Raw genomic sequence first — 14,184 nt, forward strand, 5'->3', positions numbered from 1 at the left:
AACAAATTTGTTCTTGGGCTAAGAATATACCCTGAGGTTTAAGTCTTCAAGGGCAATCAGCTTATTGTGCCGTGGTAAAAATACGCGCCGGCGCCTATGGTGAACAGCATGTTGCCCCAGAGGGCGTGTTCAAGGGCTGTCAGCGTGAGAGAACCTGTCCGGGAATATGTGACGGCAAAGATAAGTCCGCCGAAGAAAGAGAAGACCGGAGCGACCGGATTGCCGTAAAAAAGATGCGCGAGGGAAAAAACAGCAGCGCTGAGGGGAACCAGCGCCTTGTCTCCGAATAGCTCTCCGTAGCGGCGGAAGAAAAACACCCTGAACATGATCTCCTGCGGCAGGGCGGACAGCATAGGATAAAAGAGCATTACGACTGTCCACATTACAGGCTTCTCCGAAGGAAAGGCAAACAGGAGCGAGGGCTCGGTCAGCCGGACAAACAGGAATATGAACACAGAGCCTGCGGCGAAAAGAGGAAGAATCCGCAGAAGCGATATTCTCTGCTCGGGCAGCTTCCATTTGTCTTTCCACCTGAAGCCGCGATCCCTGCCGAGGATGAAGACTGTATAAAGCGTTGCCGCGGCTATGACGGGGAGCACAAATCTGCCTGCGTGGCTGTTGAAGCGGAAAATGATCAGAGGCATCAGAACGAAGATTATTATAAACTCAGCGGTAAGCATCAGTTTTCTGTTCAAGGGCACATCTCCGCATTTTTCAGAGATTATGCACGGAATATGTCAGCGGAAGCTCAGCCGTATTTCAGAAAAATGTCAGAAAGCTCATCCTCTGAGTTTCTTCACTCCGAAAATCTGCATAAGGCTCAGCTCTTCCATGAGATCAATGAGCCTGTCATCGCCGACGTACATACTGATGTGGATTCTGTCCACGTTTACGAGCTTCATGAGATAGCCGATAACGGAGGAGGTCATGGACAGGGAGTCCGCTATTATGAAGCTTATGCTGTCTGCGCCTCTGTCCACCAAGGACTGAACGGTATCCTTTATGGTCATGTAGTTTTCCAGAGTCTTTATGTTGCCCTTGATTTCGATCTGTCTGTCGTGAACGTTTATTTCCATGCGCATTCTCCGCGGATTGTTTTATAGATTCTAACTTTATTCCCTTTTTCATTAAAGTAAATATCATCCACTGCCGAGGTCACCATTTTTATTCCGTTTCCGCCGAAGAAGGATTTTTTCAGTCTGCGTTTTTTACGGAAATCAAAACCGCGTCCGTTGTCGCTGATTTCAGCGCAGAAAACAAGTGAACCGCCTCTGTTCTCCACACGTGTTCTTACTTTTATGAATTTATCCGGTGCGGGCTTCGCCTTTTTGAGACACTCGTCGTACACTCCTTCCGTTATGAGCCTTGTCTTCTCCTCAAGTTCAATCTCAAGGCAGCCGTGCTCAAAAGCGTTCATTACAAGCTCGGTTAGAACACCCGTCATAGACGCTGCGTCATCGTCCGAGAGCCCGCTTCTCTTAAGAGTCTCCTCCACGCTGTTAATATAGATCATAACATCATGGAAGCCGGGATACACTGATCTTTCCTCCGCATAGCCCCCGACGGAGGAATTGATGTATATAAACGTTATATCGTCCTCATAGTCGGTAACCGTACTCTCCAGAAATGTACGCATGTGCATAAAGGGCGGGTTGTCCTTTATGAGATCATACAGCATTTCCTTGTGTTCCGCAGTGCTTATGAATGTATTTTCCAGAAGTCCGTCAGTGAAAACAGCCAGAGAGAGCATCCCTGTTATGTTTTCTCTGCCTATATTGAAGCTTTCCGTGGAGGACATGAGAGGCGGGTTGTTGCTTTTTATTTTGCGCAGCCCCTCGGGCATGGAAAAGGAAAGGGAGGGTACGGAGAAGAGGGCGTATTCCATCTCCTCAAACCCTTCGCTTATGCGGAGAAAGGCGCAGCTTACGATCTCCTCCTCAAGGAGAACCTTCCTGATGTACTCAAGATACCTGCCAATGAGGGTGGAGAGACCGGAGCCTTTGCGTTCGTTAAAGCGGTCTATTATGTGGTTAATGAAGGCTATGCTCATGAAGGTGGTTACGGAGGCTGAGATTCCTTTGCCCATGGAATCAATGAGGAAAACGAATATGCTTCCGTCGGAGAGTCTTCTGATCGAATATCCGTCGCCGCTGAGGGTGTCCAGCGGCTTGTAGAAGGTATTTATGAAGTACGGCTTGCCGGCGTTTTCCTGCATCATGCCCTGAAAGTCGTTTTTGATCAGGTTCAGCTGTTTTTCAAAGGCGTTCTTTTCCTGAAGGGAGTGATAACGCTCCTGAAAGCGGAGGAGTTCAATATCCTTCCTCCGACTCTCATTCTCAAGCTTTTTTACAAGCACCTTCTGAAAAGAGTCTTCCAGAGCGCGGCGGATGGTTTTTCTTGTTATGGGCTTCGGCAGAAAGTGGGTTATGCCGCTGTTTAGGGCGCTTATTACCACATCGCTCTCATTATGCCCGGTAACCAGAACCACAGGGGTATCGGGCTTTTCCTCAAGGATTTCCCTAGCGAGCTCCAGCCCTGTCATCTGCGGCATGTCATGGTCAGTGAAGACCACGTCTATCTCACGGCGGCGGAACAGCTCAAGCCCTTCTATGCCGTCGGCGGCGGTGAAAACCCTGCCCACCATCGGTTCCAGAACCAGTTCCATAGTCCGCCTGTTGACGGAGTTGTCCTCTACCACCAGAACATTAAGCTTACCGAGCAGACCCCCCAGAGTCATTTATTAAACCTTGAATCTTTTCAGAACCGCAAGCAGACCGCCGGATTTTTCCGAAAGCATCCTTGCGACCTCCTCAACATTTTCACCGGAGTATTTGTTTTCGGTGGAAAGAGCGGTGAGTCTATGTACTATCTCTATCATTTCCTTGGTTTTTGTGGCGATGATCGTGTTCATTTTCACCACCTCTGAGGATACTGCCACAGTGTCGCCCAGCTTGCTGCCTGTGGCGTTTGCCTCTCCGATCAGCTCCTTGGAATCATCGGCGACGGTCACTATCTTTTCGGATATATCGCTTATCTGTCTGTTTGAGTTTTCAACGCCGCTGGTTATCATGCCGATTATCCGATTGATCTCCACAAGGGATGTCTGGGTGCGCTCCGCAAGTTTGCGTACCTCATCCGCCACAACAGCGAAGCCGCGCCCGTGTTCACCCGCCCTTGCCGCTTCTATGGACGCGTTAAGGGCAAGAAGGTTTGTCTGGTCGGCTATGTCACTGATTATTGAGAGAACCTGACGGATCTGCGCCGCCTGTTCTGTGAGGTTTTCCATATCTTTTGCCAGAGATGCCTGACGCGCGCTTTCCGTGATTATGGTGCTTACCACGTTGTTCAGGTTTGTGACGAATTTATTCAGCATGTTCCGGCTGTCTTCCAGAACTTCCGTTGTGCTGATGGCGAGCTCCTCTGTTTTATCAAGGTTGGAGGCTATGTTGTTTACGATGTGGCTGTTCTCCTCCGCTAGGCTGGTCATTTCCTGAATGTTGCTGTACAGGGATTCGGAGGTGGAGGAAAGCTCCTCACTGGCGCTGGCGGTTTCGTTGGCGTTGTCCAGAGAGGTCACCACTGTATTCTGCACTTTCTCTATGAAGGCGTCAATGTTGTCGGAGACAAGCTCAAACTCATCCCCGCTTTTGTAGTTTACTCTTCTGGTGAGGTCGCCGTCGCCCACGGCTAAGTCTTCCGTTGTGGCTATTACCTCTTTCAGGGGCTTAATAATCGCTATGAAGAGGATCACAATCACCACGGACGCTATGAACAGGAACCAGACTATGGTGTAGAAAAACTGCTGCGATGAAACCTTTTTCGCTCCGGCTATTGCCTGCTGTATGTCCTTAAGGGGAACAGCGGCGACAAAATAGCCCAATGCGCTGTCGCCGTCGTTTTTTATTTCCTTTGTGATTACAAAGTACGTGTCTGTCGTTGTGTATGATTCCCCTACGGAAAATTCTTTTTTCTGAAGCTCAGATGCAAGGGCGGAATCGCCGCTGTAGGCGACAGTGTAGCTGCCCAGCTTTTCCCCTTTAGTGTTTGAGGAGTTCAGCAGGATCAGTGTGGACACGCCCATGTCCGCCTTCATTTCTTCCGCTATTAAGTCGGCGTTTACGGAAAGCTGAAGCGAGCCAACATATTTTCCCGAGTTATCGGTTATGGGGGCTGCGCCCTTGATACAGACTCCTTCCACTGACTCCTCAAAGCCGCTGAAAGGCGACTTCGACTGTTCAGTCCTTTTCAGGACGTAACCGGCTTCGGGCGCGCCTTCGTTAAAGCCCGCATGAGCAAACGGGCTGTTTCCTTCGTCAGTGATCAGGATTTTTATTCCATCGAAGTTTCTGTTATTTTCCAAACGGTAATGTATTTTCCCTATATATTCTCCGGCGTACTCCCTGTCGCTCATGCTGAGAGAGTTCATTATTTCGGAGTTTGTAGAGAGTACAACCGCATTTGTGAGGACTGTTTCCGAGGCGGATTCCGCAGTATGCTCAAGAAAACGCCCGATCTCCACAACCTTGGCATTCATTACGTCTTCTTTTACTTTATTCAGTCCTATTATAGAGTAAACGGAATAGACTATCGCCGCCATTGTTACAATTCCTGCAAGCGGAATGAGGAATTTCATAAAAAGGGACAGCTTTCTGACTTTAGGCATAATAAAACCCCCACACATTCAAACAATATATCAAAAGAAAGCTTCAAACTGTTCAGACAAAAAATTTAACAATTCCAGAATAACTTTATGCGCGATCCGTGTCAAGTGTGTAACTGAGTTGAAATATCATAATAAAAATTATTTAAAGCTAATCGGGACAACTGTATAACACCTTTTTATGAACGTTGATGTTCATAAACGCACATAAGTTTTCATTAAACATTAACTGCCCTGAAGCACCTGCTGTTCCGCCATCCACTCAAAGCTGGCGTATTTTATTTCACTCACCTCATTGACAGTTAATCTGAACTCTGCCAGAAGTTCTCTGTTGACGGCTGCCGAGCGGTCGTCCGACGTTTCTATCAGTCTGAGCAGCCTGCCCAGTCTGCCTTCTCTTTTTTCTATGGCGTCCTTTATTGTTCCTTCAATATTCAGCGAACTCATAAGCTCTGAGGCGGATATGCCGAAAATTGCGTCCAGCATGGATATTAGTCCTGTGAAATAGGCGTCTCCGGCTATTCCTGAGTTTTCTCCGTATACTCTGGCGGCGAGGAGCTCCATGGCTCTTGCCCGAAGAAGAACAGTCTCCAGCAGCGGGCTTCGCCTGTTCTCCTTGTTCTTTGAGGCGTAAAGCATGATTATCAGCCACTTCTGGAGCTGCTGCCTGCCGAGAAGGCTTATGGCGTGGCGTATGGAGCGCACTTCGGAGCGTATGAAGAATGATGAGGAATTGATCATCTTCAGCAGCTTCAGACTGAATTCCGGCTGAAGTTTAAACTCGGTTTCTATTTTATCCAGCGTGCTGTCACTGCCCAACAGGTTGAGCAGCTTCAGTATCGACAGTTTGGACGGTTCAATGGCGGATTTGGAAATGATGTTGGGACGGGCGAAATAATAGCCCTGAAAAAGCTCGAATCCGGCGTCCAGCGCCATAGTGTAGCTTTCCTGAGTTTCGACTTTCTCTGCCAGAAGCTTTGCCGGATATTTTTTGAGTTCCCGGGTTTTGTAGCGTATGTCATTGTCGCTTGAGAGGGTGAAGTCAACCTTGATATAGTCTGTCAGCGGAAAAAGAGGGGTGAACATAAGCATATATTCATCTGAAAAAAACAGATCATCCAGAGCGAAGCGGTAGCCCTTTTCCCTGTATTTCCTGATTCTCTCTATCAGTGCCTTGGAAACCACTGTATTTTCTATTATCTCAAATACGAGATTTTCCGGAGGAAGGACGTCAAGTATATCCTGCATGAGGATATTTTCATTTATGTTAATAAATCCGTCTTTCCCGCCGAGGAGCTTTTCAAGACCGAAGTTCTGCACCATATTCACCAGAACTCTTGCCGTGGCGCTTGTATTATCCGCTATAACGGCTGAAGATTCACCGGGATTGCGGAACAGCAGCTCATAGCCGTGCGTGAAGCCGTCTCTGGTGAGAATAGGCTGACGACCCAGTATAAGTTCTTCATAATTCATCAACAGTATCCTTAGCTTGTGTTTTATGAGTAAAAATATAGTCTCCGTAACAAATACCGAAAGGTGAATTTAATTTTTTGATAAAATATTATGCAGGTTTTTGTTATATCCGCTTTCGGCAGGCTTTTGAGCATTTATCACAATGGATTATAGCAACAAAGTTGACTGTTTATCAATAATATAATTCGGATGATTCCGGTAAGAATTGCGCCCATTTATGAGCTGACGATTATTATATTTTTAAATAATAATCGTTTTAACAAGAAGTTGACAAACTTAAGTATTGCAGTTTGTGCCCGTATGTCCTATTCATTTATAAAAGGAGATTTCTATGAGGGTAAAAGATCCTGTAAGCGGTTTTTCTCATCTGGTCGGGGCATTGATGTCCGTTGCCGCTCTGAGTGTTCTTGTGGCACTCGCCGCCATGAACGCAACAGCTTGGCACATAGTGTCTTTTTCTGTTTACGGCTCTGCGATGATACTCCTCTACGCTGCCAGCGCCGCATATCACCTCATCCCGCTGAATGAGCGGGGAACACGCATCCTTAAAAAAATAGATCACGTGATGATCTTTATGATGATAGCCGGAACCTATACTCCTTTCTGCCTTGTGCCGCTCAGGGGAGGCTGGGGATGGACAATTTTCGGTATAGTGTGGGGCTTCGCGGTAGTGGGAATCTTCTTTAAGCTCTTCTATATCCATGCGCCGAGATTTCTTTCGACAAGCATATATCTCGCCATGGGCTGGATAAGCATAGTGGCTATCTACCCCATTGTGAAGAACATTCCCACCGGCGGAGTCATATGGCTTGCCGCAGGCGGAGTGCTTTACAGCATGGGTGCGGTGATCTACGCACTGAAAAAACCTAACCCGTGGCCCGGTGTTTTCGGCTTCCATGAAATCTGGCATATCTTTGTTCTTGCTGGAAGTTTCAGTCATTTTATGGTAATGCTTTTATACATCCTCAACCTTTAGCTTTAAAATTATTTTCTAAAATCGTAAAAAAAAGATTCTTTTTTTTGCAAATTAGGGTATTATAAAATTAGAGCAAAGAGTACAGTTTAGTTACCAGACGAGTACGAGTCGAGCATAATCACCGATTATCTAAGGCAAGTTGAACTGGAAGTTTCAAAACTGTAGTTCTTTTACTACTTTTAACAGGAGACTATTCATGCAAGAAGGAACTGTAAAATGGTTCAATGAGACTAAGGGCTACGGCTTCATAGCCAAAGATGACGGTGACGACATTTTCGTACACGTAAGCGCAATCGCTAAAGCAGGCTTCAAAACCCTTGAAGAAGGCGAAAGAGTTAAATTCGATGTTGAAAAAACTCCCAAAGGTCTTGCCGCTGTTAACGTTGTTACTGCGTAAGCTTTAGGAAACAATAACAGAATATTAAGCCCGTCCGGTTTTCCGGACGGGCTTTCTTTTTGCATTTTTTTATCTCCATAGACTGATAATAACTCCGAAAATCTTCTCCGGTATGCTTATTTTAATCACTCCTAACCCTTTCCTTTGTGAAAGAAGCAAACTGATTTTGTAGTAGAACACTCTCCTTTTGAAAACCGAAGCGCTTAGCTTTGACATATCCTTCACGAACTTTTTTTCATAAAATGACTTTATTGTCATTCTGCCGATCCCAGAATAATTTTTTTATGCCTTTCCCTGAAAACTGTTTATATAATAATTGATTTTACCCATAAATGCGCTGTATGCGGCTGATTATTGAAGCAAGTGCTCAAAAAATCAGTGTGATGTTAATGAAAATCATGATAAATTATCTCAGTGATTACGTGGTTTCTCTTAATTGGAGAGGTGGTATATGAAAGGGCTGCACTTTATTATTCTTGCGGTATTAATTTTGGCTGTCGGCTGCGGCGGAAACGGCAGCAGTTCCAAAGATGACTCATCGGCATATCAGGGTTATTATACAGGGGTTTACTCAAATGCTTCCGTCTCGGGAGCATGGAGTATGGCTGTTGATAAAAACGGTGACATCAGCGGGTTGGCGGAAGACAATCTTTACTCTTATATTCTTACTGGCACAGTTGATGAAGGCGGAGGCGCGGCTGTAACAGGCACAGCGGGATCGGATGCAAACGCTTTTATCAGAAGGACATTGAATTCGCCCTCGGATATTTATATTGAACTCAGTTTTATTTTTAATTTCAGTTCGGGCAATTTTACTGGAGAGTGGGCAAGAACAGACAGTCAAACTGGTTTTTTCTCTGGAACGCAGCATAATTCAAGCGGTCAGAATATAGGCAATATTCCTCCGCAGATAAGCGGAACCCCGGTAACCGGCATTACGACCGGCACTTATTACAGCTTTATTCCCATCTCTTTTGATGCCGACGGAGATACGCTGACTTTTCATATAATTAATAAGCCGGACTGGGCATTGTTCGATAATGAAACGGGCGCTCTGACTGGAACTCCGGACAATGCCGGAGTTTTGGAGGGTATAGTGATAACCGTGACTGACGGGAGAGGCGGTTTCGATTTTATCAACTCTTTCAGCATAACGGTGAATCAGGCAAACACTCCGCCGATCGTAGGCGGAACAGCGCTGACATCAGTAACCGCTGGGTCGGCTTACAATTTTGTTCCCGCCGCTAACGATGCCGACAGCGATACGCTGACTTTCAGCATAGAAAACAAACCCTCATGGGCAAATTTCAGCACGACGACGGGAGCGCTGACAGGCACACCCTCCAATGCGGATACCGGCACTTACAGCGGCATAGTGATTTCCGTTTCCGACGGCAACGGCGGCACGGACTCATTGGATGCTTTTGACATAAGTGTTTTTCTGCCTCTTAAAAAAACAGGGCAGATAAAAAGCTACGACAGCAGCGGAACAGAGGTTACTGACGGCAGTATAAAGGATGACGGTTATTACCAGAAGGGTGCAGCAATAGCCTACAGCAGAGATAACGGCATAGTGACGGACGGTGTAACAGGACTGACGTGGCAGGATGACGCTCTCAGCGGAACAGTGAATCGGGCAGATGCAGAAACCTACTGCGACGGAATCACCACCGGCGGTCATAATGACTGGAGACTGCCGTACAGAAGTGAGCAGACAACCATAATTGATTACAGCAGATACGGTCAGGCGATAGATGACACTTTCCTGTTCAAGGCGACAGGATATTTTACCTTATATTGGAGTTATAATGATGTAGCGGACGACAGCTCATATGCTTGGGGTGTGCTTTTCTACACAGGCGGGGTTTATTTCAGTGCAAAAACAGCTGATGGGTACGCCCGCTGCGTCCGTGGAGATACTCTTCCGACAGAGAGCTTTAACCGGAACGACACTGATAAGATAGTTACAGATACACTGCACGGACTGATGTGGCAGGATGACGAGGAATCTGCAACAGACGCAAGGAACTGGACAGGAGCCATAAGCTACTGTGAGGCTTCGGAGCTTGGCGGCTATGATGACTGGCGTCTGCCCAATGTGACCGAACTGAACTCAATTGTGGACTATACAGCGTATAATCCGGCAGTCAGTTCTGTTTTTCAGAATACAATAGTAGAAGACAGCGGTTCCAGCGTTCACTACTGGACTTCAACCAGCGATGCCTTCGGTCTTCCCTACGCATGGACTGTATATTTTGACTACGGCATTGTGGGGAGCAAAGCAAAGTCCGGCAGCGGCTATACCCGCTGTGTGCGCAGTATAAATTAATTTTTATCAGGTTCCCCCTGTTTAGGGGGAACGTTTTCTTATCTAATCCTTACTTACGGGAACATAAAGACAAGACATTATAGTTTCGTCACTGCGAGGAGCAAAGCGACGTGGCAGTCTTTAAGTATATATAGAGATTGCTTCACCCTTTGCGGGTTCGCAATGACGTTTTAAGCTTAATGGAGGGAACATCATTGTGGTTATCGTAAGAATTGAGGCGTAAACATTCCCATGGAAGGGAATGCGCCGTGCGAAGCGAAGACGTGCCTGCACGGCGCGAGCGGTTTAAGTAATTTCCACGGATGGAAATTACGATCATTAATTAGAAGTTTTCAACCAGAAGTTCAAAGTGTTCCTGTTTGTGTGCACATGCAGGGCATACGCCGGGAGCTTCAAAGCCTTCGTGAATGTGTCCGCATACAAGACATTTCCATTTAACCGTAACGTCTTTCTTGAATATCATGCCGTTTGCGAGGCTGTCAGCGAGTTTGCGGTATCTGTTTTCGTGGTGAGCCTCAATAGCCGCAATGCGTGTGAAGAGAGCGGAAACCTGAGGGAAGCCCTCTTCTTTAGCGATCTGAGCGAATTTGGGGTATAGGATTTCCCACTCCTCATGTTCGCCGTCTGCGGCGTAGAGCAGGTTGTCTTTTGTGGTTCTAAAACAGACAGGATAATCCGCATTGACGTTTACCATGAGGGGAGAGGCGTCACCCAGCCCTTCAAGAGCGTAGTCAAAGAATCTTTTTGCGTGTACTCTTTCATTGTCCGCTGTTTCAAGGAAAATGTTCTCGATCTGGCGGAAGCCGTCTTTTCTCGCCTGAGATGCGTACATAGTGTATCTGCCTCTTGCCTGAGATTCGCCGGCAAAAGCTTTCATAAGGTTTTCAAGGGTCTCTGTTCCTTTAAGTGTTTTTGACATTTTGTCTGCCTCCTATTATTTTTTGTTCATTACATATTACTTCAATTATAGCTCTGAAAAAAGCATAATCGTAAAATTAGCCGATAAAAAATATTAATTAATAAATTTTATTAAGTCAAGCAGAAAATATGGAAAACTGAGCAAATAATAAAGGATGTTTTATTTGTATGCTGTTTAAAGGAAAAGTCTACTATAGCGCGAAATGATCCCGCCCGGAGGAGACCCCGGGCGGGCAGCGGTATAAAGCAAGAAGGTTGTAATTATTCTCAGTCAAGTCCCGGTGGGGGGAACTTGCTGCACAGCTCCTTGACATCCTGCGCCGTTTTGGCGAGGAATTCGGCGTTATCCCAGTTATCTATGACTGCGCTGATGAACTCAGCAGTTTTTCTCGTTTCTTCTTCCTTAAACCCTCTGGAAGTAACCGCTGCGAGACCGAGTCTGATTCCGCTTGGGTCGAAGGGCTTTCTCTTGTCATAGGGAACAGAGTTGCAGTTGAGGACTATGCCTGCCTCATCAAGGGCTTTAGCCGCCTGTTTCCCCGTGATGTTTTTGTTCGTGAGGTCTATAAGCAGAAGGTGGTTGTCCGTTCCGCCTGTAACAAGCTGAAATCCCTTTGCGAGGAGTGTCTCAGCCATTATTTTTGCGTTTTTGACTATCTGGTGACCATATTCCTTAAATTCGGGGGTCATAGCCTCTTTCAGAGCAACTGCGATGGCGGCTGTTGTGTGGTTGTGGGGTCCGCCCTGTATTCCGGGGAAAACTGCCTTGTCAATAGCCGCTTTGTGCTGCTCTTTACAGAGGATCATGCCGCCTCTGGGTCCTCTGAGCGTTTTATGGGTCGTTGTGGTGACAACATCCGCATAGGGGACAGGGCTGGGGTGTGCGCCCGCCGCCACGAGACCCGCGAAGTGAGCCATATCCACAAAGAGGATAGCGCCGACTTCGTCCGCTATTTCACGGAATTTTTTGAAGTCAAGCTGGCGGGGGTATGCGGAGTGACCGGCTATTATCATTTTGGGCTTGCTTTCAAGAGCGAGTTTTCTGATGGTGTCGTAGTTGAGGAGTCCCGTTTCCTGATCAAGCTCGTAGGAAACTATATTGAAATACTTGCCTGTGATGCTCACGGGGGAGCCGTGTGTGAGGTGTCCGCCGTGGGGAAGAGCCATACCCATTACGGTTTCGCCGGGTTTCACGAAGGCGAGGTATACCGCAAGGTTGGCGGGTGAGCCGGAGTAGGGCTGAACATTTGCGTGGTCGGCGCCGAAGAGCTCTTTCGCTCTTTCGATGGCAATTTCCTCAATGGGGTCGATGAACTGCTGACCCTCATAGTAGCGTTTGCCCGGGTAGCCTTCGGAGTATTTGTTTGTGAGAACAGTTCCCGAAGCCTCAAGCACTGCACGGGTAACGTAGTTTTCGGAAGCTATAAGACGTATTTTGTCTATCTGCCTCTGTTCTTCCTTGATGATGAGATCATAAACGGCGGGGTCAAAGTTTTTGAGATTCTGCATTAAAATCCTCCCATACATACGGGCGAAAAAAAACGCCCGAACAGTTCCAAGAACAGCCCAGACGCACGACTTTAAGCATATAGTTCCGTACTTCCCGGGGGTGATCCCCCTTAATCTGCGTCAGTTGCACGGACGAGTATTAAATAGGATATTTAAGAGCGGATGTCAAACCCAAATTTACTGCTCAGAGATTCTTCACTTATATTCAGAATAAAGTCATACTTTTTTTTGTGAGAATATTTTTTTCTCTGAATTTGATGTTAATATATTACATACGGTGTAGCTTGGCGGACATATTCAAGTTCGGTATATTATCACAATCACAGGTCAGGTTCATGAACAGATTAAGACGAGGAATAAGGAGGCAGTTATGACTCGGTTAACCGTTACCAAAAAAGCAGTTTCCTATGAGGTCGGCGACATTGTGGTGAAGCTGGACAGTTTAGGGGACGACAAGGTCTTGATATTCAACAATGTTGCGGCATTTATCTGGAAAATAATGGAATCATCGCCTGCAATTACATTGGTGGATTTGGTTGAGAAAATTGAACTTAAATACGACGTTTCACAGAAAGATGTGATTCGTGATGTGAGGATTTTTCTTGAATCCCTTGTTTATCTGGAGATGATCGACGCAGTGCCTATTTCGTTTGATGGTCTGAAAACCGCCGCTGCCAGAAGCGAAAGAGAAAGCTACAGACCCCCGAAAATATATATATACGATTTGAAGACAGATGAAGAGGTTCCTTTCGGTCCTCATATAAAGGGGCGTACATACACCCACAGAGCGATCACCAAATCATGGCACGGCGGCTGCTGCTGACAGATATAAAGACGGGCTGTTATGGATAAAAAAACTTATGCCATTGAGTACCCCGACGGGGAGTATGAGAACATACTTTTAACTCATGCCGCAGAAAAAAAAGTACCGATACAGGGAGAGATTGAAATTACATCCAAATGTAATTTCGGGTGTATCCACTGTTACGCAGATCAGGAAAAATCATCAATGAATCCTGTTCTCTTCATGCGCATTGCGGATCAGTTAAGGCAAAACGGCTGTATCTGGCTGCTTGTCACAGGAGGAGAACCGCTTATTCATGAAGCTTTTGATGAGATGTGGATTTATGCGCACAGCATCGGACTCAGGCTCTCCCTGTTTACCAACGGCTCAATGCTGATTGATAAAAAAATCAGTGTGCTTAAGCAGGCTCCGCCGGAGAATATTGAAGTGTCAATTTACTCATTATCCGAGCAGACACAAAGGATAATTACGGGCAGCGCTCAGGATATTAACTCCTTGCTCAGCAGACTGCACAGTCTCAAGGCTGTATCCCGTATTGTGCTGAAAACACCTTTATTAACTGAGAATGTAGAAGAAATAGACAAAATCGAACAGTTGGCAAAAGAAAACGGTTTCAGTTTCAGAATGGATGCGGTGATACATCCTGCTCTCAGCGGTGACTGCTCCTCTGTCAGTCACCGTGTTCCCGCGGATAAGGCGGCTTCTGTGGTCATGAAAGATCCTGCCATGCGTGAGCAGCTCAGAGAAAGTAACTCTCACAACAGACTTCCTTTTGAAACCGAAGGTTACCTGTTTCCATGTTCTGCCGGTAAGTACAGCTTCCACATAGATAATGAAGCAAATCTCAGCATGTGCTCGATTTACAGAAACAGAGCGGGGTGTTTGAAAGAAGAAAGCTTTTCATCCGTCTGGAAACGTTTGACAGATTTACGAGAAACAAAAGCCAGCCCTAATAAGCGGTGCAGTGAATGTAAAATTAAAAATATCTGCCCGACCTGTCCGGCAGTGGGGAAACTGCACAACAGGGAGCATGATTATATTGATGAGTACATCTGTCAGTATACCCATGAGATTGCCGCATTGTCCGGAATTAAGCTGCTGTAAAAGTTCTAAGGGC

At 46.4% G+C, this 14,184-nt stretch carries 12 protein-coding genes and 1 riboswitch; of the genes, 5 read left to right on the plus strand and 7 right to left on the minus strand.

The window, feature by feature from the left end; genetic code table 11:
• Window positions 1-56: 56 nt before the first annotated feature.
• The 5 genes from EP073_RS03795 to EP073_RS03815 all read right to left on the minus strand — a co-directional run bounded on the left by EP073_RS03795 (window position 57) and on the right by EP073_RS03815 (window position 6,133).
• On the minus strand, window positions 57-695 hold the full coding sequence (locus EP073_RS03795; RefSeq protein ID WP_128465844.1) for a CPBP family intramembrane glutamic endopeptidase: 639 nt from the start codon (window positions 693-695) through the stop codon (window positions 57-59).
• 84 nt (window positions 696-779) lie between these two features.
• Window positions 780-1,076 (minus strand): hypothetical protein, encoded by a 297-nt coding sequence (locus EP073_RS03800; RefSeq protein WP_128465845.1) that lies wholly within the window; start codon window positions 1,074-1,076, stop codon window positions 780-782.
• Window positions 1,067-2,737 (minus strand): response regulator, encoded by a 1,671-nt coding sequence (locus EP073_RS03805; RefSeq protein WP_128465846.1) that lies wholly within the window; start codon window positions 2,735-2,737, stop codon window positions 1,067-1,069. The genes EP073_RS03800 and EP073_RS03805 overlap by 10 nt, the downstream gene beginning before the upstream one ends.
• Before the next feature lie 3 nt (window positions 2,738-2,740).
• Window positions 2,741-4,663 carry a methyl-accepting chemotaxis protein gene (locus EP073_RS03810; RefSeq protein ID WP_164885263.1) on the minus strand — a complete coding sequence of 641 codons (1,923 nt, stop codon included), beginning with the start codon at window positions 4,661-4,663 and terminating at the stop codon, window positions 2,741-2,743.
• Window positions 4,664-4,885: 222 nt separating this feature from the next.
• A complete protein-coding gene (locus EP073_RS03815) occupies window positions 4,886-6,133 on the minus strand; it encodes an EAL and HDOD domain-containing protein (RefSeq protein ID WP_128465848.1) in 1,248 nt (415 codons plus the stop codon).
• A gap of 331 nt (window positions 6,134-6,464) precedes the next feature.
• Between EP073_RS03815 and trhA the strand changes: the two genes are divergently transcribed.
• The 3 genes from trhA (at window position 6,465) to EP073_RS03830 (ending at window position 9,835) form a co-directional block, all read left to right on the plus strand.
• Window positions 6,465-7,109 carry a PAQR family membrane homeostasis protein TrhA gene (gene trhA, locus EP073_RS03820; protein ID WP_128465849.1) on the plus strand — a complete coding sequence of 215 codons (645 nt, stop codon included), beginning with the start codon at window positions 6,465-6,467 and terminating at the stop codon, window positions 7,107-7,109.
• Between the two features lie 196 nt (window positions 7,110-7,305).
• Entirely contained in the window at window positions 7,306-7,506 is a 201-nt protein-coding gene (locus tag EP073_RS03825) for a cold-shock protein (protein ID WP_128465850.1), read from the plus strand.
• A 451-nt stretch (window positions 7,507-7,957) separates the two neighbouring features.
• Window positions 7,958-9,835 carry an Lcl domain-containing protein gene (locus EP073_RS03830; RefSeq protein ID WP_128465851.1) on the plus strand — a complete coding sequence of 626 codons (1,878 nt, stop codon included), beginning with the start codon at window positions 7,958-7,960 and terminating at the stop codon, window positions 9,833-9,835.
• Between the two features lie 322 nt (window positions 9,836-10,157).
• On the opposite strand, the gene rbr is transcribed toward EP073_RS03830, so the two are convergent.
• Complete coding sequence (gene rbr, locus EP073_RS03835) at window positions 10,158-10,754, minus strand: rubrerythrin (RefSeq protein ID WP_128465852.1); 597 nt, start codon at window positions 10,752-10,754, stop codon at window positions 10,158-10,160.
• 266 nt (window positions 10,755-11,020) lie between these two features.
• Entirely contained in the window at window positions 11,021-12,262 is a 1,242-nt protein-coding gene (locus EP073_RS03840) for a serine hydroxymethyltransferase (RefSeq protein WP_128465853.1), read from the minus strand.
• Between the two features lie 48 nt (window positions 12,263-12,310).
• A riboswitch (ZMP/ZTP riboswitch) is annotated at window positions 12,311-12,400 on the minus strand.
• Between the two features lie 232 nt (window positions 12,401-12,632).
• On the opposite strand from EP073_RS03840, the gene EP073_RS03845 reads away from it, so the two are divergent.
• Both EP073_RS03845 and EP073_RS03850 read left to right on the plus strand, forming a co-directional pair.
• Window positions 12,633-13,085, plus strand: coding sequence for a PqqD family protein (locus EP073_RS03845; protein WP_128465854.1), 453 nt, complete (start codon window positions 12,633-12,635; stop codon window positions 13,083-13,085).
• Window positions 13,086-13,106: 21 nt separating this feature from the next.
• Window positions 13,107-14,171 carry a radical SAM protein gene (locus tag EP073_RS03850; RefSeq protein ID WP_128465855.1) on the plus strand — a complete coding sequence of 355 codons (1,065 nt, stop codon included), beginning with the start codon at window positions 13,107-13,109 and terminating at the stop codon, window positions 14,169-14,171.
• The last annotated feature ends 13 nt before the right edge of the window (window positions 14,172-14,184 follow it).

Source organism: Geovibrio thiophilus (assembly GCF_004087915.1).
Taxonomy (GTDB): Bacteria; Chrysiogenota; Deferribacteres; order Deferribacterales; family Geovibrionaceae; genus Geovibrio; species Geovibrio thiophilus.